The 24,902-nt window shown below is 64.3% G+C and carries 23 protein-coding genes; 8 read left to right on the top strand and 15 right to left on the bottom strand.

The genetic code is table 11. The features are described from left to right. Positions 1-117 precede the first annotated feature (117 nt). A complete protein-coding gene (locus tag DEIPE_RS13690) occupies positions 118-1,548 on the top strand; it encodes a right-handed parallel beta-helix repeat-containing protein (RefSeq protein ID WP_015236569.1) in 1,431 nt (476 codons plus the stop codon). Positions 1,549-1,849: 301 nt separating this feature from the next. Here the strand turns inward: DEIPE_RS13690 and DEIPE_RS13695 are convergent, their stop codons facing one another. The 3 genes from DEIPE_RS13695 to DEIPE_RS22380 all read right to left on the bottom strand — a co-directional run bounded on the left by DEIPE_RS13695 (position 1,850) and on the right by DEIPE_RS22380 (position 4,463). After that, the gene (locus DEIPE_RS13695; RefSeq protein WP_015236570.1) at positions 1,850-2,683 is read right to left on the bottom strand and encodes a lysophospholipid acyltransferase family protein; all 834 of its coding nucleotides are present in this window, start codon (positions 2,681-2,683) and stop codon (positions 1,850-1,852) included. Positions 2,684-2,757: 74 nt separating this feature from the next. Then, positions 2,758-3,234 (bottom strand): nucleoside deaminase, encoded by a 477-nt coding sequence (locus tag DEIPE_RS13700; RefSeq protein ID WP_015236571.1) that lies wholly within the window; start codon positions 3,232-3,234, stop codon positions 2,758-2,760. A 116-nt stretch (positions 3,235-3,350) separates the two neighbouring features. Beyond that, on the bottom strand, positions 3,351-4,463 hold the full coding sequence (locus tag DEIPE_RS22380; RefSeq protein ID WP_015236572.1) for a GGDEF domain-containing protein: 1,113 nt from the start codon (positions 4,461-4,463) through the stop codon (positions 3,351-3,353). Positions 4,464-4,621: 158 nt separating this feature from the next. On the opposite strand from DEIPE_RS22380, the gene xpt reads away from it, so the two are divergent. Further along, positions 4,622-5,203: a xanthine phosphoribosyltransferase gene (gene xpt / locus DEIPE_RS13710; RefSeq protein ID WP_041231567.1), complete on the top strand. Its 582-nt coding sequence runs from the start codon at positions 4,622-4,624 to the stop codon at positions 5,201-5,203. Here the strand turns inward: xpt and DEIPE_RS13715 are convergent. After that, positions 5,187-5,651 (bottom strand): metallophosphoesterase family protein, encoded by a 465-nt coding sequence (locus DEIPE_RS13715; protein ID WP_015236574.1) that lies wholly within the window; start codon positions 5,649-5,651, stop codon positions 5,187-5,189. The genes xpt and DEIPE_RS13715 overlap by 17 nt on opposite strands. A gap of 59 nt (positions 5,652-5,710) precedes the next feature. On the opposite strand from DEIPE_RS13715, the gene DEIPE_RS13720 reads away from it, so the two are divergent. Next, positions 5,711-6,244 carry a P-loop NTPase family protein gene (locus DEIPE_RS13720; protein ID WP_015236575.1) on the top strand — a complete coding sequence of 178 codons (534 nt, stop codon included), beginning with the start codon at positions 5,711-5,713 and terminating at the stop codon, positions 6,242-6,244. Between the two features lie 56 nt (positions 6,245-6,300). On the opposite strand, the gene DEIPE_RS13725 is transcribed toward DEIPE_RS13720, so the two are convergent. The 9 genes from DEIPE_RS13725 to DEIPE_RS13765 form a co-directional block, all read right to left on the bottom strand. Beyond that, positions 6,301-7,500 (bottom strand): S8 family peptidase, encoded by a 1,200-nt coding sequence (locus DEIPE_RS13725; RefSeq protein WP_015236576.1) that lies wholly within the window; start codon positions 7,498-7,500, stop codon positions 6,301-6,303. A gap of 101 nt (positions 7,501-7,601) precedes the next feature. Further along, complete coding sequence (locus DEIPE_RS13730) at positions 7,602-8,984, bottom strand: S8 family peptidase (RefSeq protein ID WP_015236577.1); 1,383 nt, start codon at positions 8,982-8,984, stop codon at positions 7,602-7,604. Positions 8,985-9,304: 320 nt separating this feature from the next. Continuing rightward, the gene (locus tag DEIPE_RS13735) at positions 9,305-10,699 is read right to left on the bottom strand and encodes a sugar ABC transporter permease (protein WP_015236578.1); all 1,395 of its coding nucleotides are present in this window, start codon (positions 10,697-10,699) and stop codon (positions 9,305-9,307) included. Then, positions 10,696-12,090 (bottom strand): ABC transporter permease subunit, encoded by a 1,395-nt coding sequence (locus DEIPE_RS13740; RefSeq protein ID WP_041230908.1) that lies wholly within the window; start codon positions 12,088-12,090, stop codon positions 10,696-10,698. Before DEIPE_RS13740 ends, DEIPE_RS13735 begins: the two co-directional genes overlap by 4 nt. Before the next feature lie 91 nt (positions 12,091-12,181). Continuing rightward, on the bottom strand, positions 12,182-13,363 hold the full coding sequence (locus DEIPE_RS13745; protein ID WP_015236580.1) for a sugar ABC transporter substrate-binding protein: 1,182 nt from the start codon (positions 13,361-13,363) through the stop codon (positions 12,182-12,184). A gap of 247 nt (positions 13,364-13,610) precedes the next feature. After that, positions 13,611-14,624 (bottom strand): LacI family DNA-binding transcriptional regulator, encoded by a 1,014-nt coding sequence (locus tag DEIPE_RS13750; protein ID WP_015236581.1) that lies wholly within the window; start codon positions 14,622-14,624, stop codon positions 13,611-13,613. A 296-nt stretch (positions 14,625-14,920) separates the two neighbouring features. Then, positions 14,921-15,961, bottom strand: coding sequence for a Gfo/Idh/MocA family protein (locus DEIPE_RS13755; protein WP_015236582.1), 1,041 nt, complete (start codon positions 15,959-15,961; stop codon positions 14,921-14,923). Further along, a complete protein-coding gene (locus tag DEIPE_RS13760; protein ID WP_015236583.1) occupies positions 15,958-16,710 on the bottom strand; it encodes a ThuA domain-containing protein in 753 nt (250 codons plus the stop codon). The genes DEIPE_RS13755 and DEIPE_RS13760 overlap by 4 nt, the downstream gene beginning before the upstream one ends. A gap of 83 nt (positions 16,711-16,793) precedes the next feature. After that, positions 16,794-18,665: an alpha-amylase family glycosyl hydrolase gene (locus DEIPE_RS13765; protein WP_015236584.1), complete on the bottom strand. Its 1,872-nt coding sequence runs from the start codon at positions 18,663-18,665 to the stop codon at positions 16,794-16,796. 318 nt (positions 18,666-18,983) lie between these two features. Between DEIPE_RS13765 and DEIPE_RS13770 the strand changes: the two genes are divergently transcribed. Further along, complete coding sequence (locus DEIPE_RS13770; protein ID WP_015236585.1) at positions 18,984-20,192, top strand: MFS transporter; 1,209 nt, start codon at positions 18,984-18,986, stop codon at positions 20,190-20,192. Positions 20,193-20,261: 69 nt separating this feature from the next. On the opposite strand, the gene DEIPE_RS13775 is transcribed toward DEIPE_RS13770, so the two are convergent. Beyond that, entirely contained in the window at positions 20,262-20,669 is a 408-nt protein-coding gene (locus tag DEIPE_RS13775) for a metal-sulfur cluster assembly factor (protein WP_015236586.1), read from the bottom strand. Continuing rightward, a complete protein-coding gene (locus DEIPE_RS13780; protein ID WP_245557539.1) occupies positions 20,666-20,977 on the bottom strand; it encodes a rhodanese-like domain-containing protein in 312 nt (103 codons plus the stop codon). The genes DEIPE_RS13775 and DEIPE_RS13780 overlap by 4 nt, the downstream gene beginning before the upstream one ends. 80 nt (positions 20,978-21,057) lie before the next feature. On the opposite strand from DEIPE_RS13780, the gene DEIPE_RS13785 reads away from it, so the two are divergent. The 4 genes from DEIPE_RS13785 (at position 21,058) to DEIPE_RS13800 (ending at position 24,879) form a co-directional block, all read left to right on the top strand. Then, a complete protein-coding gene (locus tag DEIPE_RS13785; RefSeq protein ID WP_015236588.1) occupies positions 21,058-21,360 on the top strand; it encodes a rhodanese-like domain-containing protein in 303 nt (100 codons plus the stop codon). Between the two features lie 47 nt (positions 21,361-21,407). Next, entirely contained in the window at positions 21,408-23,939 is a 2,532-nt protein-coding gene (locus DEIPE_RS13790) for a U32 family peptidase (protein ID WP_015236589.1), read from the top strand. Positions 23,940-24,064: 125 nt separating this feature from the next. Next, entirely contained in the window at positions 24,065-24,574 is a 510-nt protein-coding gene (locus tag DEIPE_RS13795; RefSeq protein WP_015236590.1) for a DUF402 domain-containing protein, read from the top strand. A 95-nt stretch (positions 24,575-24,669) separates the two neighbouring features. Then, complete coding sequence (locus DEIPE_RS13800; protein ID WP_041230910.1) at positions 24,670-24,879, top strand: hypothetical protein; 210 nt, start codon at positions 24,670-24,672, stop codon at positions 24,877-24,879. Positions 24,880-24,902 lie beyond the last annotated feature (23 nt).

Raw genomic sequence — 24,902 nt, forward strand, 5'->3', positions numbered from 1 at the left:
AGTTTGTTTTCGCCTGACATCATGCAAAGGAAAGCCATCACCGTGCCACCACAACGTTCAACTGCCCGCCGAGGTCTTACTCCAATCCTGCGCCCGTTTACTGTGTACCTGAGCGGAATGCTGGTTTTACCCCTGGTGCTGTCCGGGTGCGTCGGGGTGCGCAACTCGGCGAGTGTGGGCATCACCAGCAATCCCTGGCGCACCCAGATCAGCGCCATGCAGACGTCCGCGCAAGGGCAGGGCGCGTCGGCTCAGAACGCTCAAACCCAGCGGCCGCCAACCACCACCTATTACGTCGACTGCAATTCGGGAAGCGACGCGGCCAGCGGACGCAGCGCTGCCCAAGCGTGGAAAAGTCTGGGCAGAGCCGCAAGCGCTTCCCTGGGACCCGGCGAAGCGCTGCTCTTCAAGCGTGGCTGCCGCTGGGACGGAACACTCGACGCCAAATGGAGTGGCACGCCCGAAGCGCCCGTCACCATCGGCGCCTACGGTGAAGGTGCCTTGCCGCAACTGCGTGGTCGCGGCGAAGGCGCGGTCGTCAATGTTCGTGGCCGCCATCAGGTGCTAGAATTTCTCGATATCGCTTCTGACACTCCGGCTCCCCGCGCTGACGCCTGGCGTTGCCGCTCACAGCCGACAGGCTGGCGCATCGGCTTTTCGTTCCGGGACGGCTCACAGGGCAACACCGTGCGCTCTTCCAGGGCCAGCGGTCTGACGGCCGGAATTCACTTCGAGGGCGGGAGCCAGAACAAGGCCCTCTACAACATGCTGGTACACAACACCGTCATGTCGCAGAACACCCCCGCAACTCCTGACGACGACTCGGGCGCCTGGGGCGTGCTGCTCAACGCCAACGACAACGAGGTGGCGTACAACTATTTCGAGGGCAACATCGCCTGCAGCGAGGACTATGGGGTCGAGGGCGCCTCAGTCGAGCTGTTCAAGGCCAGCCGCAATTTCATTCACCACAACGTCAGCGTCAACGATTCCACCTTCGCCGAGCTGGGTGGGCACAGCGGCATGAACTCGGCGAACAACACTTTTGCTTACAACCTGTATGCGCCCGTCGACACCGGCGGAGAAATGCTGGTGCTGCGTGGATCGCGCAGCAAGTGGGGTGCCAATCCCGGCACACGGTTTTACAACAATACCGGCTATCAGGTCACGTTGGGCATTTCCTGCGGAGACGGCTGTGGCCCCGACATCCTGAGCGCCCGCAACAATATCCTGGTCGCCCGTGCCAGCAGTGACCGCGATCTGCTGTTTGCTGACGCGTCCTTTGACGAGGGCAACAACCTGCTGTGGCGTGACGGTCCCCCGCCCAAAATCACCATCCGGGGAGGCGATCTGCACCCCAGTTCCCGAGTGGCCGACCCCCGGTTTGCCAATCCTTCCGGCCTTGATTTCCGGTTGCTGCCCGGCAGCCCGGGTCGTGGTGCCGGAGCGCGTGAGCCGCTGAGCGCCCTGAGCATCAGTGCCGACCTGGACGGCACGCCCATCGTCAATTCCCGAGCGCTGGACATCGGCGCACTGCAGTCCAAACCCTGACGATCGCCGCCGAACCGCGGTTATTGAAACGGATCCCGCGCAGAACCTGGCCTGAACCCCAGGCTCTGCGCGTCTCAATGCGTCTTAAGGCGGTTGTCAAAGACATTGATGAGTTTTTGATCCATGTCTTTGACCGAGCAGAACAAGTGACCTTGACCAGGAGCGTTTGGAAGCGGGCAGGCGTCCTGTAGGGCGTCCGTTCTGCCCAAGACGCGGGCAGGCGTCCTGTAGGGCGTCCGTTCTGCCCAAGACAACGGAATTGATGGCGTGTCTTCCGCCAAGGGTGGAGTGGACAAACGCTCTAAGCTGCAGGTCCGTGCGAGCGTCGGCGCTCGGCAATCTGGTGATGAAGCTCGGGAAAGTCCGGATCGATGTCGAAGCGAAAGCCGTCCCAGAAACCGTCGCGTTCGGGCCGGTAACGGCGCGGCGCGGGCATGCTCCCGTCCAGGGCGTGACGCTTCATCAGTTGGCGCAGCGTAAGACGCAGCTCATCCGGTGTGTAACGGTGCCCATCCGGAGCAGGTGTTGGCGGCAGCACACGCATACCGACCCGCACGCCGTAGCGCAGGCGCGGCGTGAAAGGATGCTCCCAGACGCGGTGGGCGCCCGTCATGACCACTGGCAGAAGGGGTACGTTCAGCTGCCGCGCCAGCACAAATGCACCACGCTGAAAGTCCGTCTCGATGCCCAGCAGTGAACCTTGCGGAAACATTGCCAGGCTTTCTCCACCTTTCAGAATGCCCTCCGCGCGGCGTAACAGTTCCCGGTAACCGCGCGCCCCGCTTTCCGGATTGATGCTGACGTGCCCCAGGCGCCGGATGGCCGGCCCCACGTGCGGCCAGTTGAAGATCTCGTCACGCGCGACGAACCGCAGTGGTAAGGGAAGCTGCGCCAGGCAAAGCACGTCCGCGATGCCTTCATGCAGGGGTACCACCAGATACGGGCCGTCCATGATGTGCTCCAGCCCGGTCGTGTCCAGTTGGACCCGCAGGTGGCGCAGCAGCCGGGCGCTGGCCTGTTTCTGGGCGGCGTCACGCTCGGCGGGCGAAAGGGTCTCCGGGAGCCGCTTCAGACAGTGTGCGGTCTGCCACAGCAGCGTCCGCCCCAGCAGCAGGTGACGCAGGCGCCCCCTCACGCCCTGCGGCGAAAAGTGCAGTGAGACGGCCCCGGACGCGGCGGGTGGGTACTGACTGGGTGTGGAACGGAAGCTCAGTATGGAACCTTGCTCTGGCTGACGGTCCAGGCCTCGAAGGCCTGCAGCGACACTTCACGTCCGAGCTGCCGCATTTCCAAACGACGCTGGTCTTGCGGACGGGCAAGTTCCTCGTAGATGAACTGGTCACTGAATCCGATGGCGTCCGCATCGGCCTGGGTGCAGCCGTAGTAGACCCGGTTCAGCCGGGCCCAGTAGATGGCACCCAGGCACATGGGACAGGGCTCACAGCTGGTGTAGATTTCGCAGCCCGACAAGTCGAAGGTTCCAAGCCGGTGGGCTGCTTCACGAATCGCCACGACCTCGGCGTGAGCGGTCGGGTCACTCGTGCTGGTCACGCGGTTCATGCCCCGGGCGATCACCTCGCCGTCGCGCACGATAACGGCGCCAAAGGGACCGCCCTGAGCGCTGTGCACGTTCTCGAGCGCCAGCTGGGCCGCTTCCCGCATAAATTGTTCCTGGGCCTCGGTCATGGCGCGAGTCTAGAGCAAAGGTGTCCTGCCAGCCAAAAAGGCGATGCGCACGCTCTTTGACACCATGACGTCCGGGGACCCTGGAGGTCGAAGAGCTGCACTCCGAAGCGGCCTGATCAGGCGGCGATGCGCACGCAGTCGCGTCCGTCGTATTTGGCCTGATAGGAAGCCTGGTCGGCACGTCTGAGGAGCGAGGCCAGCGTTTCGCCTGGAAGCAGCTCGGCAACGCCGCAGCTGGCGGTGATGCGCCCCAGCCCGGCGTGTTCCACGCTGGCCACGGCCATTCGGATGCGTTGTGCAATCACTTCTGCCTGCTCGGCAGTGGTCGCGGGAAGAATGACCAGAAACTCCTCGCCTCCCCAGCGCCCGAACAGCGTGGTGCGGCGCAGGGCGGTCATGAGCGAGTGTGCCGTGGCCTGGAGCACGGCGTCTCCGGTATCGTGCCCCAGCGTGTCGTTCACGCGCTTGAAGTGGTCCAGGTCAAAGAGAATCACGCTCAGCGCTTCATTCCTGCTTGCGGCGCGTGCCAGATGACTTTTGAGCCAGTGGGTCAACTGCCGCCGGTTGGCAAGGCCGGTGAGATCGTCAGCGTAAGCAAACTTCGCTTCGTTTTCCGCAGTGCGGATGGCGCGCATGTACCGGTCGAGCAAGATTGCCAGGAAGACGAAGGTCGTGATGAACGCCGCGTGCGTCAGGTAGACCTGCACGAACAGGTAGGCATAAGCGGTTTTGGTGCCCACAGGAATGGACGACGAAGCCCAAAAGGCCACCCCAACGGCCAGTACCGCCGTGAACGGCACCAGGGCCGCTATCAGCGCCGTCCGTCCTCGGAACACCAGAAAAGCTGTCACGTATACCATGGGCAGCCAGTACGAGTAAGCCCCCAGGCCATACGTCACTTGTTCGTCCAGCACCGCATCCGAAAATTTCACGACAGTGGTCACCGCGAGAATCGCGAAGTGCAGGGCACCGAGCGGCATGAGCAACTGGGGACGCTGCCGCAGCAGCAGGAAGAAGCCCAGATTCTTCGCGGTGACGATTGCAAGCCCGATCTTGTCGCTGTTCTGAAAGTCGAGGGCAATTGCCAGCGCCAGGGTGATCAAAGAGGTCACGGTGGCGATTGCCAGCACAGCCAGCAGGGCGTGCCGACGAAACTCTATCTCGGCTTCCGTATTCGCGGAGAGTGCCTGATCGGCAAGCGAGCGTAAATTCCGCCAGGCAAGAAACATCAATGCTCACCTTACAACGGCGCCTCTTACATAACACTCACAGCCGAGCAGTGTTTTCTGCGTGTGGCTTGCGTATTCCTCCATCTTTGTTTTGGGCGACGACTGAATGTACACGCTGAAAGCTCCATGGCTGTCGGGCAGTCCCTAGAATGCTCTGCATGCACGCTCTCGTTCAGGCCATTGCGCAACAAGGAACCGTTCTGCCGGGTGGCCTGCTCAAAGTGGACGGACTGGTCAATCACCAGCTGCAGCCGCAGCTCACCGCGATGATGGGTGAGACGTTCGCTGCTCATTTTCGTGAACTCGCGCCCAACAAAATCCTGACCATCGAGGTGAGTGGCATCGCGCCCGCCCTGGTGACCTCTCTGCAGCTGGGCGTGCCCATGGTGTACGCCCGCAAGAAGAAGCCCGTCACCATGCACGAGCGCACTTTCACGGCCCAGAGCGTCAGCCGTACCAAGGGCGGCGTGGTGGACCTGTTTGTCAGCAGCGAGTACCTTGGCCAAGAGGACCGTGTGGTGGTCATCGACGACTTTCTGGCGAGCGGCAAGACCCTGCTGGCGCTGGCCGACATCATCCACGAAAGCGGCGCCACGCTGCTGGGGCTGGGCTGCGTCATCGAGAAAGCCTTCGAGCATGGCCGTGAGAACCTGGCGTCGCTGGGCGTGCCGATTCATACCCTGGCGATCATCCACGAGATGAGCGAGGCACGCGACATTCGGGTCACGGCCGGACACTGAGTTCGCGCAGCTCGGTGCGGACCTCGCCCCCCTCAAGGTGCAGCAGGGCCACGCAGAGGGGCAGACGAAAGCGGCGCGGCCCGGCTGCGCCCGGATTGAGGTACAGCACCCCGGCGCGCTCTTCGAGACTTGCCCGGTGCGAGTGTCCGCTGACCACCACCCGAAACCCGGCCGGGCCAGGGGAGAGGTCAAGCGCCCGCACGTCGTGCAGCAGGTAGAACCAGACACCCGCGGCAACGTGGACCAGGGTCTCGGGGAGGTCGCGGGCCCACTCGCTCCGGTCCACGTTGCCGCGCACGGCCAGGGTGGGCGCGAGGTCAGCGAGGCGCGCCAGAATTTCCGGCTTGCCCACATCGCCCGCGTGCAGAATCAGGTCGCTGCCGGCGAGCGCTGCCAGCGCTTCAGGGCGCAGCAGTCCATGCGTATCCGAAATCACGCCGACTTGCATGACCGCAGCGTAACGCACCCGCCATCTTGCCGAGGCGCGCTGCCTGCGCACGTGCTGGAATGGGCAGTGTGCAGCGCATCATCGTGATCGGAACGACCGGCAGCGGCAAGACCACCTTCGCGCGGGAGCTCGCGCTTCGCTTGCAGGTGCCGCATGCCGAGCAGGACGCCTGGAACCACGAGCCTGACTGGCAGGAAGCACCGCTGGAACGCTTCCGGGCACACGTCGAGGCCTTCACCGCGCAGCCCTGCTGGGTGATGGACGGAAATTACCGCAAGGCGCGCGACATCGGCTGGCCGCGCGCGGACACGGTGGTCTGGCTCGACTACCCGGCCCCGCTGGTGTTCTGGCGCCTGCTGCGGCGCACCCTGCGGCGCGGCCTGACCGGCGAGGAACTCTGGAACGGCAACCGCGAGCGCCTGGGCATGAACCTTGTGTCACGTGACGGTATTCTGGCCTGGTTCTTTCGTACCCACTGGCGCCGGCGCCGGGAGACTCCCGGGGAACTTGCCCGCTTTGCGCACCTGCACGTGCTGCGCTTTCGCTCGCCCGGTCAGGCGCGGGCGTGGCTGCGTCAGGTACAACCTTCCTGACACAGGATAAGAAGGCCGTGGGCAGTTGCCCACGGCCTTCGCGTAAGTTTTCGAGGTTACCAGGCGGTGACGTACTTGTACAGCAGCAGGTTGGGGGTGCCGCTGGGGTTGCTCTTGATCTTCGAGGGTGTCGCGGCGTTGTAGATGTAATTCCACACCGACGCCGAGGAGATATCACCATAACGGTGCTTGACCAGGGCGCCCACGCCCGCCACGTGCGGAGAGGCCATGGAAGTGCCGCTGATGGTGTTGGTTTCGGTGGTGCCACTGCCGATCCAGGCCGACTTGATGCCCACGCCGGGCGCGTAGATGTCCACGCAGCCACCGAAGTTCGAGAAGGAGGCTTTGGTGTCTGTTTTGTCCGACGCGGCGACCGTCGTGACAGCCGTGTTGAGCCCGGCACTGGCAGGCGACACGTTGCAGGCGTCCTGGTTTTCGTTGCCGGCGGCGACGGCGACGTACACCCCGGCGTTCGAAAGGTTCACGACGGCGGTGTTGAGGGTGGAGGATTTACCGCCGCCCAGGCTCATGTTCGCCACGGCGGGTTTGATGTGGTTGGTGCGCACCCAGTCCACGGCGGCGATGATGCCGGAAGTCGAGCCCGAGCCGGCGCAGTCGAGCACTTTCACACCGCGCAGCAGGGATTTTTTGGCCACGCCGTAGGTCTTGCCGCCCACCGTGCCCCCCACGTGCGTGCCGTGGCCGTTGCAATCGTTGCCGTTGCCACCGAAAGCGTCGTAGACGTTCTGAGCGCGGCCCTCGAAATCGGCGTGGCCGGCGTCAAGCCCGGTGTCGATGATGTAGGCGCGCACGCCGTCGCCGGTGTAGGTGTAGGTGTAGGCGCCGTCGAGCGGCAGGTCGCGCTGGTTGATGCGGTCAAGACCCCAGGGGTCGCCCGCGCCGTCCATGTACTGGGTCGCGTCTGCCTTGTAGACCTGGTCCTGCTCGATGTACTCCACGTTGGGGTTGCGGCGCAGGGCGTTCAATTGGCCTTCATTGAGCTGTCCTGCGAAACCATTGACGATGCTGTACACGAAGGTCGGCACCACCCCGGCAGCCTGCGCGAGACCGCGCGGCTCGACGCCTTCCTTGAGCACCACGATGTACGAGCCCGGAATGGTCTGGCTGGCGCTGACGGGCGCTTTCAGCGGCGCGACCATTGGGTCCACGGTGGCGTTGGTGTCCGTGCTGGTACCACCGCAGGCGGCGAGAGAGAGGGCGAGACCGAGGCCGAGAACGAGTTTGGTGTTTTTCATGATGTGCTCCTGTGCAGGAAAATTGGCTGGAAGGGACAGGCAGCCCGTTCCCGTCTATGAACGGGCTGCCCGGTGATGGTGACTCGGAAGATGCCGGTGGCCTAGAAGGCGCCGACGTTCAGGCGACCGTTCGTGACCGTCTTGTTTTGCAACGACGCCGTAGGCGTGGCCTGTGCGGCGTCCATGATGGCCTGCCGGATCTGCGTGGCACTCGCTCCTGCGTGGGTGCTGGCGTACAGCGCCGCTCCGCCCGACACGTGCGGGGTGGCCATGCTGGTGCCGTTGTAGGAGCCGTAGGTGTTGCCGGGCAGGGTGGACATCACGGCCACGCCGGGCGCGCCGAGGTCTACGGTCTTGGCGCCGTAGTTCGAGAAACGCGCGAGCGAGCCGTCTTTGGCGATGGCCGCGACGGCCACGACGCAGTCGTAGCTGCCGTTGGCGGTGCACTCGTAGTTGCTGGGGTAATTGGCCGTGGTGTCGTTGTTGTCGCCCACCCCGTCACTGCCACCGTTGCCGGCCGCCGCGATGAACAGGATGCCCGCATTGCCGCCCCGGTTGATGGCGTCGAGCAGCGCCTGCGAGAAGCCGCCGCCGCCCCACGAGTTGCTGGTCGCCACAATGTTCAGCCCGTGGCGTTTCTTGAGGTCGGTGAAGTAATCGACCGCCTTGATGGCGTTCGCGGTGGTGCCGCCGCGCGAGCCGAGGAACTTGCCGCTGATCATGGTGACGTTCCAGTTGACGCCCGCCACGCCGACGCCGTTGCCGCCGACGCCGCCGATGGTGCCTGCGACGTGCGTGCCGTGCTCGTCGGTGCCTTCTTTCCGGTTGCCGTCGTAAATGGTGTTGTTGCCGTTGGCAAAGTCCCAGCCACGCACGTCGTCGACGTAACCGTTGCCGTCGTTGTCGACGCCGTCGGCAGGGTCATGCGGGTTGACCCAGATGTTGGCGCTGAGGTCAGGGTGATTGAAGTCGATGCCTTCGTCGATCACGCCGATGTAGACGCTCTTGCTGCCGGTGCGGTTGTTTGCCCAGGCTTCACCGGCCTGGCTACCGAACTCGTTTTTCGGGCTGGTGGTGTCACCGTACATGCCCCACAGCGTGCCGTCGACGTAATACGGATCGTTGCTGGTGGCGGCGTGGGTGTAGATCCAGTTCGGTTCGGCAAAGCGCACGCTGCCGCTGGCGTTGATGTCGGCCAGTGCCTGCTGAACGCTGCGGCCGTTGGTGATGCGCGCGAGATAGAGCGGCGCCCCGTCGGTCACGGCCAGCCTCTCGACGGCCTGCACACCGAGCCTGGTTTCGAGGGCGCTGAGAGACTGCGCGGTCAAGCCTGCGTTGAGTTGCAGGAGCAGTTCGCCCTCGACAAATTCGTGAGAGCCTTGTGCGCTTGTCGTTTGTTCGGGGCTGCTGGACAGATTGCTCTGTCCGCACGCCGCGAGGACCAAAGAAAGCGAAAGGATGCCGACCAGACCGTGTCTACGCATGCACGTCCTCCAAAAACATCTGTTAGGTTCTGGCGAAGTGTAACACGTTGCAATACATCGTATACTATTTATGAAACCTTAACTGATGCGCGCTATGTCTCGTTTGTGGCATTTTTGTGGTCGGCCAGAGATAATATAAAAATTTACGCGTTTGGAGTACTGGACGAGGGCGGTAGGTGTCCGGTGGTCAGGGTATGCGACAAAAGCGTGGAGCAGATGTCGCGACAGCAAAATCCCCTCAGGAATTTTCCTGAGGGGATGACCTGCTTGGGCTGTCCGGGGCAGCCTGGCATGACGCCTGACGGGCGGACCAGAACGGCTTATTCCTTGACGCCACCCGCAACCGTGCCGCCCACGAAGTATTGCTGAAAGCCGTAGAAGAGTGCCACGATCGGCAGGGCGCCCAGTGCCGCCGCGGCGGCAAAGATGCCCCACTGGGTCGAGAACTGCCCGGCGGTGAAACTCAGCAGCATCACGCCGACGGTCCACTTTTCCACGCCCGTGAGCAGTACGTTCGCCAGAATGAATTCGGCGTAGGTGCCAATGAACTGATTCAGGAAGATGAACGCCAGCATCCCGCCGGACAGGGGCAGCACCACCCGCAACAACGCTTGCCAGCGGGTGGCGCCGTCCACCATCGCGGCTTCTTCGAGCGATTCGGGCAGGCTCTCGACATACCCTTTGAAAATCCAGGTGTTGAAGGCGATCGCGCCGCCCGAGTAAGCCAGGATCAGGCCGGTGAAGGTGTTGGTGAGTCCCAGGATGACCATCAGCGTATAGACCGCCACCAGGGCCAGAAAGACCGGGAACATCTGAATGAAAATGAAGAACAGCAGCGTCTGAAAGCGTCCCGGAAAACGCAGCCTTGCCATGGCGTAGCCCGCGGTGGTCGACAGCAGAATCGCCAGCACGCCCGTGATGCCCGACACCAGCAGCGTATTGCGCACCGACAGCAAGAAGCGGCTTTCGTTGCCCTGTCCGGTGAACTGCGCGGGTGTCATGAAGACCACCAGCAGCACCAGTGCGGCAATCAGCAGCCGCATGGCCCAGGCACGGTTGCGTTCGAAGGCCGTACTCGTCGCTGACGCCGCCTTTCCGCTGACACGACCTATCAGGGCAAACAGCAGCAGCGCGCTCAATGCCGCTCCTCCCAGCCCGGCCAGCAGCAGCTGCCACCAGGGCACAACCACGCCGTCAAAGAGACGCCTGAAGTTCTCCAGGCTCAGCACACTCAGGTTCGGCAGCAACCCGGTGCGGTACAGGATGTTCGGGTTATCAAAGTCCGGAAACGCGAACAGGCTGTTGCGTGGGTCAAAAGCGGCCACGAGCACGTACACCAGCGGATACACGGCGACCAGCACCACCAGGATCAGAAACAGGTGGGTCAGCTGGTCACCCAGCACCGCCACGTAGCTGACCTTGCGCCGGGTGACGCGCTGCCCGATTTTCTGCCCGATCAGGCTGGTCAGCGCCAGCACACCGCTCGCGGCGAGCAGGAACAGCAAGAAACGCTTCCAGCCGCCTTCCACAAAATAAATGGTGAAGCTCTTGGGCCGGCCGGCCATGTTCTGGGCCAGCAGGTAACCCAGAACGACCACCCCAGCGACGCAGGCAACCAGGATCAGCCACGGCAGCGCCCGGCGCAGCAGACCGGGTTCACGGTGAACGTAACCTCCCGGTGGAAGATCGGAGGCATTCAGAGGCGCGCGCGTCATCGTTGGGCCTCCCGGAAGACCCCGGCCGCCCGGAAGTTCACCAGGCTGATGGCCAGCGTGAGAAAGAAGACGATCAGCGCGATGGCGCTCGCCAGCGCGTAGTTCTGCCCACCGTTCGCCGAGAACGCGGTGTTGTAGCCCCAGGAGAGCAGAATGTCCGTGCTCTGCGCGGTCGCTTCGCGGCCTTCCTGCGCCGGGCCGCCGCGCGTGAGCAGGTAGATGATGCCGAAGTTGTTGAAGTTAAAGGCGAAACCCGACAGCAGAATGGGGGTAAAGGCGTTTTTCAGCAGCGGCAGGGTGATGTTCTGAATCTGTTGCCAGCGGCTCGCACCATCGATGCTGGCGGCTTCGTACAGGTCCTCGTTGATGGTGGCCAGCGCGCTGATGGTGGCGGTCATCATGTAAGGGAAACCCAGCCACAGATTCACCAGCAGAATGCTGATCTTGGCCCACAGCGGATCGCCGAGCCACGGCACGGCGGCAAGGCCCAGCAGGCCCAGGCTTTTGTTGACGATGCCGAACTGTTGATTGAGCAACGCCACCCACATCTGCACGCTGATCACCGCCGGAATGGCCCACGGTAAGAACAGCAGGGTGCGGTAGACGTTTCGTCCCTTGAGACGCTTGTTGTAGAGCAGGATGCCCAGAACCAGACCCGCAACGGCGTTGATGATGACGGTACTGAAGGCGAAGATCACGGTCCAGGCAAACACCGGCCACAACGCGCGGGTCGCCCGGCCAAAGATCTCACGGAAATTCGCCAGTCCCACATAGCCATAGCGGTTGATGCGGGTGACGTTGACAACCTCGAATCCCTCGGCGACGGGCGCTGCGAGCGTGACCTGACGTCCCGCGACGCCCGCGATGGCGGCCCGTACGGCCACCGAGGCTTCCTCGTCGAACAGCACCAGGGTGTCACCGGCGCAGGTGACCGAGCGGCAGCGCAGGTACTCACCGAGGCTGTTGCCTTCGGGCAGCTCTGACAGCGTCACGGTGCGCCGATCATTGCCGAGCGTGGCTTCGGCCCGGACGGCAGCGTCCGGGTTGCCGCTGTTCTGCCCGGTGTAGTTGGTGAAGGCGTAATTGACCGTCAGCACCACGGGCAGCACGGTAAAGGCCGACAGAAAGACCAGTGCGGGAAACAGGTAATACCAGTTGGTGATCCAGGGAAGGAGCCGCGCGACGAGCGGCATGCCCAGCAGCAGGCCCAGGAAGCTGAAGACCAGGATCAGGTAAGGGGGCGCGCCGGGCACGGCCTGGGCGATCAGGCCGGAAAGCAGCCAGCCGATCAGAACCGCACCGCCCAGCAGCAGAACCAGCACGAGTACCGCCAAAAGCACGCCTCCCGCACCCTCGGGAGGCTGGGTGGAGCGCCTGGGGGTCGAGCGCATTGTTACGGCCACAGTGCTGTCTCCTTTTCAGAAAGGGGCAGTGGCAGGCAAGCGAATGGGGACACGCCCCATTCGCTTGCCTCTTGACCCGTTATTTGATGTTGCTGTTGATTTCCTGCACGGCTTTGTCGTTGATTTCCGTGTAGTTCGGGTTGGCCTTCTGAACGCTCTGCGCGACCGCGTTGCTCCAGGGACCCCACACGGCGCCCATCTGGGGAACGTTGGGCATTGGGGTGCCGGCGCTGATCGAGCGTCCGAAGCCGCTCACGACCGGGTCACTCTTGAGCTGGTTGCGGGCAGCCAGGCTGACGGGAATGCGCCCACCAGCCTTGTTGAAGGCGACCTGCGCGTTGGCGGAGCTGATTACCTTGGCGAATGCGGCGGCGGCGGCCTTGTTCTTGCTGTAGGCGTTGATCATGGTGCCCTGCACGCCCACGAAAGGGCTCCACTTGCCGCTGGCGCCCGGCGGGGTCGGGAAAGCGGCGATGCCGTAATCGACGCCGGCTTTCTTGATGTCGCCCATGTCCCAGGGGCCGGTCAGGAACATCGCCAGGCGTCCATCGATAAAGGCGCTGCGAGCGGCGCTGCCGTCCACGCCTTCGGGCACCAGGTTGTACTTGTAGCGCAGGTCGTTCAGGAACGCAGCGGCCTTGTCGGCGCCTTCGTTGGCGAGGCCGACATCCTTGACGTTCATGGTGCCGCCCTGATTCTTGAAGACGTACCCACCGTAGGCGCTGATGACCCCGTAGTTCATGTAGGCGTTGCCCAGATCAGCGAGGAAGCCGAACTTGCCGTTGCCGGTGTTCTTCTGCGCGGTGCTGAGGAAGGCGTCCCAGGTGGTGGGCGCGGTGGGCACCAGTTTCTTGTTGTACACCAGCGCGACGGCCTCGGCGAACATGGGAATGGCGAACAGCTTGCCATTGTAGGTCATGGCGCTGACAGCAGTCTTGTCAAGGTCGGTCTTGCTGGTGACGTAGCGGTCGAGCGGCTCGATCACGCCTGCCGAGGCCAGCTGCCCGAGGCGGTCCTGAGGCAGCGTGACGATCACGTCTGGCCCCTGGCCTTTGGGCGCACTCTGGATCAACTTGTCGGGAATCTGATCGAAGGGCACGCTGACGATGTTGATCTTGTCACCGGTCTTCTTGGCGTGCGCTTCTGCTTCGCTTTTCAGCCACGCCAGTTCGGTCGTGCCGAAGTGGGTCCAGACGGTGAGGGTCGCGGCGCCGGCGTTGCCGAGCAGGGCGAGGGACAGGATGGTGAGGGCTTTTTTCATGAATTCTCCTGGGCGAGCGGTGACCGGGTGGTCACTGGTTTCAAGTGGCACCGGGCCTGAGTAAAGGGTGACGCGAGGTGACTTTTCGCGGGCCTCCGAATCGATCAGTGTGCAGCCAGGCTACACACCTGGTTGTGCCGCGGGAGGTGCGCGGGCCACCAGGGCCTGCTGAACGTGCGGTCTGAGCAGTGTCGTTTTCATGGGCCATTCCTCCTTTCGTGGGGTGAGGGGAGACTCCCCAGAATCTTCAGTTTCCGGTGCGTCGGCAGAGTGTGGTGCTGAGCGATTCGTGCAGCGCCGGCGGAAACACCCGGCGCACCATGGTCTTGAGCGTGCCCTGCATGGCCTGAATCAGCACGTCGGCGGCGGTCGTTCCGACGTCCTCCACCGGCTGTGCGACACTGCTGATTTCTGCTTCGGCCGCGTCGGCGCTGCCGTCAAAGCCCAGCATCAGGTAATCCCGACCCGTGTGCAGACCCGCCACCCTGAGGTGCTGCTGCAAAGAAAGGGCGAGTTCGTCGCTGAAGGCCAGCACGAAAAAAGGGGACGCTGGCCGCCGGGCGAGCAGTTGCTCGGTCGCTTCGCGCATGGCCTGCGGTTTGATGGACGTGTGCAGGGTCAGGATGGGCGTGACCCCGTGACGGGCCAGGGCCTGCATGACACCCGCACGACGGTCGACGAAGACCGGTGAGCCCAGATCGCCCGGCGCAAACACGTGATCGACGAGCACGATCGGCAGACCCCGGCTCAGGGCGATTTCGGCTGCCAGCCGTCCGGCGGCGAGGTTGTCGAAGTACACGCTGTGATACGCCGGATGGTGGGCGTCGACCAGTACGACGGGTTTGCTGAACGGCGGACGTCCTCCGTACAGTTGGTCGGGGTTCTGGGACGCGATCAAGAGGGCGTCGGAGCGGTATACCAGCGCACCGGGATCCCGAAAGCGGCGGATTCGCTGTGCACCCAGCAACGGAAACATGGCGATGTCGAGGTCTACCTCTGCCAGCCGCACGTAAATTGCCGTCATGAGACGCTCATAGAACGGCGTTCCGGTGACGGGCAGCAGCACCGAGACCGCATGCGTCTGGCCCAGTCGAAAGCTGCGTGCGTTCAGGTCGGGGGTATAACCGAGCGCTTCCACCGCCGCGAGCACGTTCTGGCGAGCGCGTTCAGAAATGTTCGGGTGATTGTTGAGAACCCGCGAAACGGTGCTGGTGCCCACGCCCGCAGTGCGCGCGACGTCCTGCAAACTGGGCTTGGTCATCGTTTCTCCGTTCTGGTGGGCTTGGGCCGCACAGTCACTCGAAAAGTACGTGTCCTACTTCGCAGGGCCTCGCAGTGGCCACGTCACCAGCGGTGCGCAGCTGCCAGAGAAGCGATTCCTGCTCCGGCACGGCAAGTGTTCTGACGCCGCAATGGGCAGGCTGCTCCGGAGAACAACGCGGTTCCCGGCAGACCTTTTGGTGACGTTACCAATCTAAAATTAACAGGACTAAAAGTCAAGAATTTCACTGGGCATTGCTGGCCATCCCTGGGCTCAGCGCGCCATGCCGGCGATTTTCATTGCGGCGTGGTGGCCTGCCAGGACAGCGACGGTGTGGAGAGTGGAATGAAGCGGCCTGTCCTGGCGCTTTCGTAGGCGCCGAGAATCAGGCGGACGCTTTCCCGGCCGTCCTCTCCGCTGCACACGACCGGCGCACCCTCGGTGATCGAACGGACGAAGCGGCCGACGCCACGCTGGTGTGCACCCTGGTGCCCGAACTCGTACCAGGTGGTGTCCTGATGCCCAGGACCCGATTCACGGTGCAGAAAGCGAAGTTTTGGTTCACCCAGGCGGTTGCTGCACTCCAGCGCGCCTTTGGTGCCGTACACCGAAAAGCTCTCTTCCCAGCCGGTCGCGGTCCAGGCATTTTCGATGCTGGCGAGGGCGCCGTTTTCGAACTCCAGGGTCACCACGCTGGTGTCTTCCACTTCCACGTCGAACTTGAGCGTTTTCATGCGGGCGGCCACGCTCACGACCTCACCCGCGAAGTGCCGGGCGAGGTCCATCATGTGGCAGCCGTTGTCGAGCAGGGTGCCGCCACCGCTGGCCGCCAGGCTGCCAAAGGCGCCGCGGACTTCCTCGGCGCCGCCCCAGTCGTGCGCCTGCCGGAGCCGCAGAAACGTCAGGCGTCCGATGCGCCCTTCGTCGATCAGGCGTTTTGCCGTCTCGACGAAAAGGTTGGAGCGCAGATGGTGCCCGGTCTGCAGCACCAGACCATGGCGGTGAGCCGCCTCGATCATCCGGTCGCAGTCCTCCAGGCTGAGCGACAAGGGTTTCTCGCACAGCACGTGAATCCCACGCTCCAGGGCCATGAGGGCCACCGGAGCGTGAAAGGCGTTCGGTGTGCAGATGCTGATCGCCTGGACGGACTCGTGGTCGAGCAGTTCCTCGAAGGTGGCGTAGCCTCGGGCTTGCCACTGCTCCCGACGCAACTGCCGGGTGACTTCACTGAGGTCGGCAAAAGCGACGACGTTCGCACCGGCCTGACGGTAGCCTTCGAAGTGGGCCTGGGCAATGCCGCCTGCGCCAATGATGGCGACGTTGATGGGCGCTCTCACTGGACTTCGCTCTCGCCTGCGTTCGCGGGCAGACTTTCAAGAGGCTGGCGGTGACCGAACGCCCGCGGTGCACTCGAACGGGGGACCGCCCAGCGGACCGCGTTGGCGATGACCTGACGGACCCCGTCGTGGTAGTAAGTGGGATACGTCTCGTGGCCAGGACGGAAGTAGAAGATCTTGCCGTGCCCGCGGGTAAAGGTACAGCCGCTGCGAAAGATCTCGCCTCCCGAGAACCAGCTCACGAAGACCAGTTCATCGGGCGCGGGAATGTCGAAGAATTCTCCGTACATCTCTTCAGAGGAAATCTCCAGGTATTCTCCGATGCCCTCGGCAATCGGGTGCGCGGGGTTCACCACCCACAGGCGCTCCCTGTCGTTCGCTTCGCGCCACTTGAGGTCGCAGCTCGTGCCCATCAAGGCCTTGAAGGGCTTGCTGAAGTGCCCGGAGTGCAGCACGATCAGTCCCATGCCGTTCAGGACGCGCTGCACGACTTTTCGGGCGATGGCGTCACCGACCTCGTCGTGGGCCTTGTGACCCCACCACAGCAGCACGTCGGTGGTTTCCAGCACCTCGTCGCTGAGACCATGTTCGGGTTCGTCGAGCGTGGCGGTGCGGACCTGCTCGAAGCCGTGTACGCCGAGGCCCTCGGCCAGCGCACGATGCATTCCCTGCGGGTAGATGGCGTGCACGGCGGGGTTTTCGTGTTCATGGCGGTATTCGTGCCAGACGGTGATGCGTGGTTGGGACATGAAACGTTCTCCTTGACGAGTGGAAGGGGAGGTGGGCGCGGTTCACTCATCGCGCTGTAGGCCGACGAACTTCGGTTACTGCCTCAGGCCAGCAGGATCACACCCTGCGAGACGTCCAGGGTAACGCGGCCTCCGTGCGAAACGACCTGCCCACTATGAGCGTCACGCCACGCGGCCGCTGGAAGCTCCACCGTGATCTCGTGGTGCTTTCCCGTGCGGCTGGTGAGCACGGCAACCTGTTCACGCCGACCGCCCTCGTGCGTGTACGTTCGCAGAAAGCCGAAAGCGTCGCGGTCTTGCAGCAAAAAGCGCAGCGCGCCTTCCTGCAAGGCGAGCGAAGTCCGGCGGGTGCGGATGAGGTGCTGCACGAAGGCGCGCAGATCGTGATCCCATTCGTTTCGGTCCCAGGGCATCGTGGCACGGTTGAAGGGCATGCTGCCTTTCTCGTGTTGCGACAACCCGATCTCGGTGCCGTAGTAGATGCACGGCACGCCCGGGTAAGCGAACAACACCGTCAGGGCCGCGCGCAGTTTGGTTTTGTTGTCCTCGAAGCGGCTCAGGGCGCGTGGCACGTCGTGCGAGTCGAGCAGGTTGAACTGGTTGAGCGCGATTTCGGGTGCCAGCACGTGGTAGGCGTCCCACATGACGTCAAGCATCTCGGCAGTGGTCATCCGGGAAGGGAAACCCTTGTAGTGCTCGCCGGTGAACCATTCCATCAGCGGCAGGCCGAATCCGTGGTAATTCATGACGCCGTCTTCACCGTCGCCGGACAGGACCGCTTCGGAGTCAAAAAATCGCTCGCCGAGCACGTAAGCCTGCGGATTTTCCTCACGCGCCGCACGTTTCAGGCGGCGGTGCAGTTCCAGGTTGCCCTCGTCCGTGCCGCCCACCCCGATCTGCTGGGCCACGTCGAGGCGCCAGCCGTGAACACCCCGGCGCAGCCAGTGACGCACGATCGAGGAGTCGCCCTCGAAGAATTCGTTGACGGCGTTCGGTGAGCCGTAATCGATTTTGGGCAGGGTGGCGACATCGTAGAAGGCCGCGTAGTGAAGCTGCCCCTCGCGCGCTTCGCGAAAGGTGAACATGGAGCGTTCCGGCGAGGCTGGATCGTGCAGGGCTTTCTGGAACAGGGCGTTCTCGCTGCCGGTGTGATTGAAGACACCGTCCAGCACGACATGAAAATTGCGCTCGCTGGCGTTTTTCATCAACTGGTCGAAGGCGCGTTCGCCGCCGAGGTGTGGATCGACCGCGCGGTAATCGGTGATGTCGTAGCGGTGCGCCGAAGGGCTCTGAAAGATCGGGGTAAGCCACATGGCGTTCACACCGAGATCCTCCAGGTATGGAAGCGCTTCCACAATGCCTTCGAGGTCGCCTCCGTAATGCGCGTGGATGTCGAGGTCGCGGGTCGGCGCCTCGCCCCAGGGCACCTTGACCACTGGTCGGCCCGCGTACTCGTACTCGCCGGTCTGCACGTCATCCTGTGGATTGCCGTTGCGAAAGCGGTCTGGAAAGATCTGATAGAACACGCTCTTCCAGACCCATTTCGGGGCTTCGTAGCCCGCCACGTAGTGAAACCAGTCGCGGTAGGCACGGCGCGAGCGGTGCAGGCCCGCCATGGTCAGGTGCACGTTGTCGTCCTCGAGCTCCAGCTGCCAGGCGTAATGGACCTTGCGCGCAAACAGCGGCGTTTCCAGCGCGAACCAGCGGCCCTCGCCGTCGAGCGCCTCGATTTCCTGCGCCTCGCGCTCCTCGATCTCGCCGTGCACCAGCAGTTTCAGGTACACCCGCCTGACCGGCAGCGTCGTCTTGAGGCGCAAGGTGACGCGCTCGCCGTACTGCGCGCCGAGCGCGCTCGTGAAAGCCGGCGTGTGGTCGTGCCAGGCAGGCAGGTCGGCAAACACCACGTTCATGGTTGGCGCCGGAATGGAGGTGGGCCGTTCGTCGAGTGTCGTCATAAGGCTCCTTGCAAAAAATAAAAACAGGCACGACGCTCTCAGTGGAGGTCGTGCCCGCAGTGTTCATCAGAACGCCGGACAAGCGTTGCCTTTGGGTTATGAGATGGTTCGTGCCTGACTTCAGGTTTATCCGCCGGACGTGTCTTTGTCAACCGGCCACGCGTGAAGGCTGCCACCCGGCAGCGGCGTCTGTGGGATGCGGGGTGGCCCAAAAACTGTGCCAGTCGGCGCTTTGAAGCCGGGGCCAGGCCGCCGCGCCGGGCGTGAAGTGGGACAATCCACCTCGTCCAGCGCGCCCTCCGGTGCTAGTATTCCGAGGTGCTGAGCGCCCGCCTCGTGCTGTTTGTGACCATCTTCGTGGCGATGCTGGGCCTGTCGGTGCTGTTTCCGGTGCTCGCCCCGCTGGCGCGCGAACTGGGCCTCAGCCCGTTGCAGGTCGGCGCCTTCAGTGCCGCTTACAGCCTGATGCAGTTTCTCTGCGCGCCGCTGTGGGGCGCGCGCTCCGAGCGGGTGGGCCGCAAGCCGGTCTTGCAGCTGGGACTGCTGGGCTTCGCGCTTTCCTTTGCGCTCTTCGGCGTGGTCGCGGCCCTCGGTTTGCAGGGCATGCTCGGTGGCGCCGCTCTGTTCGCGCTGCTGCTGGTCACCCGGCTCATCGGCGGCGCCCTCAGCAGCGCCACGCTGCCAACCGCGCAGGCCTACATGGCCGACATCACCGACCGTGACAACCGCGCCGCGGCCATGGGCATGATCGGCGCGGCGCTGGGGCTGGGCATCGTCTTCGGTCCGGCGCTGGGCGCGCTGCTTTCCGTCTTCGGGCTGCTCGTTCCGGTATTTTTCTCGGCGGTGCTCGCGCTTGTGACCGCGCTGTTCGCCGCGCGGGCGCTGTCCGAAAGCCACCGGACAGCGGGCGACGAGGACGGCACGCCGGTCCGGCGCCGCGAACTGCTTTCCCGGCCCGGCGTACTGCTGCTGCTGGCCGTGTCAGGCCTGTACACCCTGGCCAGCGTCGGGATGGAGCAGTCGATAGGCTTTTACGTGCAGGACACCCTGAGCGTCTCGGGCGCCGAGGCCACCCGCGCCATTGGGGTGATGCTCACGGTTTTCGGCCTGCTCGCCGCCGCGGTGCAGGGCTCGCGCTTTCTGTTCAAGCGTTTCAAGACCGCGCAGCTCATTGTGGCGGGGCTCGCCGTGATGGGCGCTGGAATGTTGCTGCTCGCGCAGGCCGGGGCCTTCTGGACCATCACCGCCGCGCTCGGCGTGGTGGGCGTCGGCTCGGCCCTGCTGGGCCCCAGTCTCTCGGCGGCACTGTCGCTCGGCGCGAATTCACGTGAGCAGGGACACATTGCCGGGCTGAACGCCGGCGCGCTGGCGCTGGGTCGGCTGCTGGGCCCACTGGTCGGCACCGGTCTGTACCAGTACGTATCCCTTCAAGGCCCCTACCTCTTTTCCGGGATCCTGCTGCTGACCCTGCTGGTGCTGGTGCTGGCACAGAAGGGCTCGGCGCATACGGTGGCGGCCCGAAGCTAGAGGTGTATAAAAGACAAAAGGCAGAACCGGTGGTTACAGCGGTTCTGCCTTTTGTCTTTTCGAGATCTCTCAGACGTTGAAGCCGAACATCCGCATCTGGCGCTTGCCGTCCTCGGACATCTTTTCGGGGCTCCAGGGTGGCGACCACACGAACTCCACGTTCACGGCGTTCACGCCGTCCAGACGCATGACGGCGAGCTCCGCGTCCGCGCGAATCATGTCCTGCACCGGGCAGCCCACCGAGGTGAGGGTCATGGTGATCTCGACGTTTCCGGCGGGGGAGATCTCCGCGTCGTAGATCAGACCGAGGTCCACGACGTTCACGGGAATCTCGGGGTCCTTGACGATCTTGAGGGCTTCGAGCACCTGCTCGCGGGTGGGCACTTCGCCTGCTACAGCCGGAGCGGGGGTGGCGGGCACTGGCTCGGTGTTCAGCTCTTCGTCGATGGCACTGTCAAGACGCTCTTCGCTCGTCATGCGTTCTCCTTTTCCACCGGCAGCCCCTGCGCTTCCCAGGCCACCGTGCCACCTTCGAGGTTGACGGCCTTGTAGCCGTTGTCGAGCAGAAACTGCGCGGCCCGCGCGCTGCGCGCACCGGAGCGGCAGATCACGACGATCTCGCGGTCCTGATCGAGGGTGGCGTAGTTTTCCTGAAAGGTCGAGAGCGGCATCAGCTGTGCGCCCTGGGCGTGTACGTCGCGAAACTCCTCGCTTTCGCGCACGTCGAGCAGCAGGGCGCCCTGTTGCAGGCGGCGCTGGCCTTCTTGTGGGGTGACTTCTTCCATGACCTTCAGCATACCCGAGCGGTCGGGTCGGATTGTGTCTGGGTGCGGCCAGCGCGCAGGCTTCGCCCTAGACTGGGCGCATGACCGATCCAGCCTCCTCACCTGCCGCGTGGCCGTTCGGGCCCGACGTGACGATCGTGGACATCCGCGCGCAGGAGTTGCGCTTTCGTGAGCCGCTGGAGAAACTGCTTGCCAATCCGGTGGTGCCGATGAGCCTGGAGCGCATCGAGAAAAAGAACCATGGCCTCTCGGGCCGCGTGGTGGTCGTGTGTGAGGTGGGCCTGCGCAGCAACGTCGCGGCGATGTATCTGCGCGCCGATGGGCTGGACGCCGAGCATTTGCCCGGCGGGGCGCGCGCCCTCCGGCGGGACTCGCTGACGTGACGCTCTTCCTGTTTCGGCTGGGCTGAGCGCTCTAGAATCGAGTGTTTATGGCGTCCTCTCTTGTCCGTCCCCGCGTGAAACCCGAACTGATGAGCCCGGCCGGCGGCTGGCCGCAACTGCGCGCCGCCGTCGAGGCGGGCGCGGACGCCGTGTACTTCGGCCTTGACAGCTTTCATGCCCGCGCCAAGGTCGGCTTCACCGACGAAGAACTGCCCGAGATCATGCGCTATCTGCACGAGCGCGGCGTGCTGGGCTTCGTGACCTTCAACGTGCTGGTGTTCGACCGGGAACTCTACAAGGCCGAGGAGAAACTCACCCACCTGGCGCGCAGTGGTGTGGACGCCATCATCGTGCAGGACCTGGGCGTGGCGCGGCTGGCCCATCAGCTCTGCCCGGACTTGCCCATTCACGGCAGCACCCAGATGAGCATCACGAGCGCCGAGGGCGCCGAACTCGCGCGGCGCTTCGGCGCGAGCCGGGTGGTGCTGGGGCGTGAACTGTCGCTGCTCGACATCGAGCGCATTGCCCAGGCGACCGACATCGAGCTGGAGACCTTCGTACACGGCGCGCTGTGCGTCAGCTACAGCGGGCAGTGCTTTTCCAGCGAGGCCTGGGGTGGGCGCAGCGCCAACCGTGGCCAGTGCGCACAGGCCTGCCGCCTGCCCTACGACCTGATCGTGGACGGTTCCGTGCGTGACCTGCACGACGCGCGCTACCTGCTGTCGCCGGGGGACCTTTACGCGCTGCATCAGGTGCCGGACCTCGTGCGCATGGGCGTGAACTGCCTCAAGATCGAGGGGCGCTACAAGGACAGCGAGTATGTGGCCCTCACCACCGCCGCCTACCGCAAGGCCATCGACGAGGCCTGGAAAGGCTTGCCCCTGAGCGTCACGCCCGACGAGGAACGTGATCTGGAGCAGGTGTATTCGCGTGGTCTGGGCGCGCACTTTATTTCGGGCACCAACCATCAGCAGGTCGTGCGTGGGCGCGCGCCGCGTCACCGTGGCGTGAAAATCGGGGAAGTCGTGGGCGTCTCCGACGCGGGCGTGCGGGTGAAGCTGCTCGAGCGCGTGCGCCTGGGAGACGGTGTGGTCTTTGACGCCGCCGACTGGCGCAGTCCGGGCGAGCGCGAGGAAGGGGGCCACCTCTACGGTCTGTGGCGCGGTCAGGAAAAGCTCGAAGAGGTCGAAAGCGGCCAGGTTGAACTGCGTTTCGGACGTGGCGCGGTCGACCTGTCACGCGTCCGTGCAGGCGACTGGGTGTGGCGCACCCACGACCCGACCCTGGCGGCGCGCGTGCGGCCTTATATCGATCCGGCCGATCCCCTGTATACCCGTCCGGTCTTCGCGACCTTTGTGGGCGTGGAGGGCGAGGTGCCGCGCCTGACCCTGCGCGACGAAACCGGACGCGCGGTCGAGGTCGCAGGGGAGACCCCGCTGCAAGGTGCGCGCAACCGCGCCCTCGGCGAGGACACCCTGCGCGAGCAGCTCGGCAAGCTCGGCGGCACGCCCTTCCACCTGGAAGGCCTGCAGGCAGAATTGCCCGGCGCGGTTTTCATGCCGGTCAGTGAGCTCAACGCCCTGAGGCGTCAGGCTGTGGAGCAGCTGACCGAACTGCGCGGCAAGGCACCGCAGCGCGACATTCAGCTCAGGCTGCGTGAGGTTCTGGCAAGCGTCACGCCAGAGACAGTGGAAGGGGAAGGCGCGCGCCTGCACCTGTTGGTCCGCACGCCCGAGCAGCTCGACGCGGCCATCGCGCTGCGCCCGGCGTCCATCACGCTCGATTATCTGGAGCTGTACGGCCTGAAGCCTGCCGTCACGCGCGTGCGTGAAGCGGGCCTCACCGTGCGCGTGGCGAGTCCGCGGGTGCTCAAGCCCACCGAGCAGAACATCGAGAAGTTTCTGCTGAGCCTGGACGCCGAGATCCTGGTCCGCTCGGGAGGGCTGCTCGAAGGCCTGCAGGACGCGTCGCGGAAACCGGCGCTCGTGGGAGACTTCAGCCTCAACGCCGCCAACGTCCTGACGGCGCGCGAGCTGCTCTCGCTGGGTCTGTCGCGCGTGACCCCCACCCACGACCTGAACGCCCGGCAGGTGACGGAACTCGCGCAGCTCGTCGGCCCGGGTCGGCTGGAAGTCATTGCCTACCAGCACCTGCCGGTCTTTCACACAGAGCACTGCGTGTTCAGCCGTTTTCTGTCGGAAGGGACGGACTACACCAACTGCGGCCATCCCTGCGAGTCGCATCGGGTGGCGCTGCGTGACGAGAAGGGCCTGATGCACCCGGTCATGGCCGACGTAGGCTGCCGCAACACCGTTTTCGGCGCGCAGGCGCAGACCGCCGCACGTCATCTGCAATCCTGGCGCGCGGTGGGCCTGAGTGATTTCCGCCTGGAATTCGTGCACGAAAGTGCCGAGGACGTGCTGGCCGTTTCGCGCGCCTTCTCGGCCTTTTTCACGGGCGAGATCGGCGAGCGCGAACTCGAGGCGCGCCTGGCGGCCCTCAGCGCACAGGGCGTCACCGAAGGCAGCCTGTTCGTGCCGGGCAGCTTCGAGGAACTGCCCCAGTTGCAACTGATGTAGCACTCGGGTGATGTGGCGCACAGGGCCATCGCGTCACCTTCTCTGAGGCGAAGCTAAACCATCGATGGAGGGCGTAATTTCGACAACTTCACGTCCGAAGCCGCGAGGGGTCATTACACTGGACCATGCATTCGGTCAAGGTGGAGCGTCACGACACGCTCAGGCGGCAGCATCACACCAACACCGGCATTCGCGAGGTCGACTTCTACCGCGAACACGACCACGGGCTGTATGTCGCCCGCCCGTTTTACGGTCATCCACGCATCGCCTACTGGCAGGCCCACCTGCTGCCCGCCCTGGGGGTGCAGCTGTGCCGCTACACCCTGCACGGTGGCCGGCGTGACTTCGACTACTACCTGGACATCGCGCGTATTCGCCAGGAAGACGGCCTCTGGGAGATGCGTGACCTGTACCTCGACGTGGTGCTCTGGGAAGGAGTTCGCGCGGAGATTCTCGACACCGACGAACTGCTCGAAGCGCGCCGGGCGCAATTCGTTTCCGAGGAAGAGGCACTTTACGCCGTCGAGCGTGCGCACGTGATCCTCAATCAGCTGGCTCAGCACGCCTACCGGCCGCAGGAGTGGCTCCGCGCGCAGGGGATCGTGCTGGAGTGGCGAGAGCCCGTGCTGGCGTAAGCGGCGCCCCTCCCACGTGTGCTTCGCGTGTGGGACATTGGCCCGCTGCCCTGACCCTACACTGTCGCTCATCGCCCGAGCGGGCTGGAGGCAGCGTGGACCTGGATTCATGGAAACCAAGCGACGTGTACCGGCGCGTCTCCATCGCGCTCAGCGTGCAGCTGGGTATTTTCGTGGCGCTGGCGCTGGTGATGGGCTTTGGCTGGCCCTGGTGGCTGGGCTGGCCGTTGGGCGTCCTTCTGGCGGCCGTGCTGCACTGGGGGGCGCAGCGCTGGTACGCGCTGCGCCACCGCCGCTCCAGGTGAGCTGATACCGTGCAGCGGGAAGC

Origin of the sequence: Deinococcus peraridilitoris DSM 19664, assembly GCF_000317835.1 — a bacterium.
Taxonomy (GTDB): Bacteria; Deinococcota; Deinococci; order Deinococcales; family Deinococcaceae; genus Deinococcus_A; species Deinococcus_A peraridilitoris.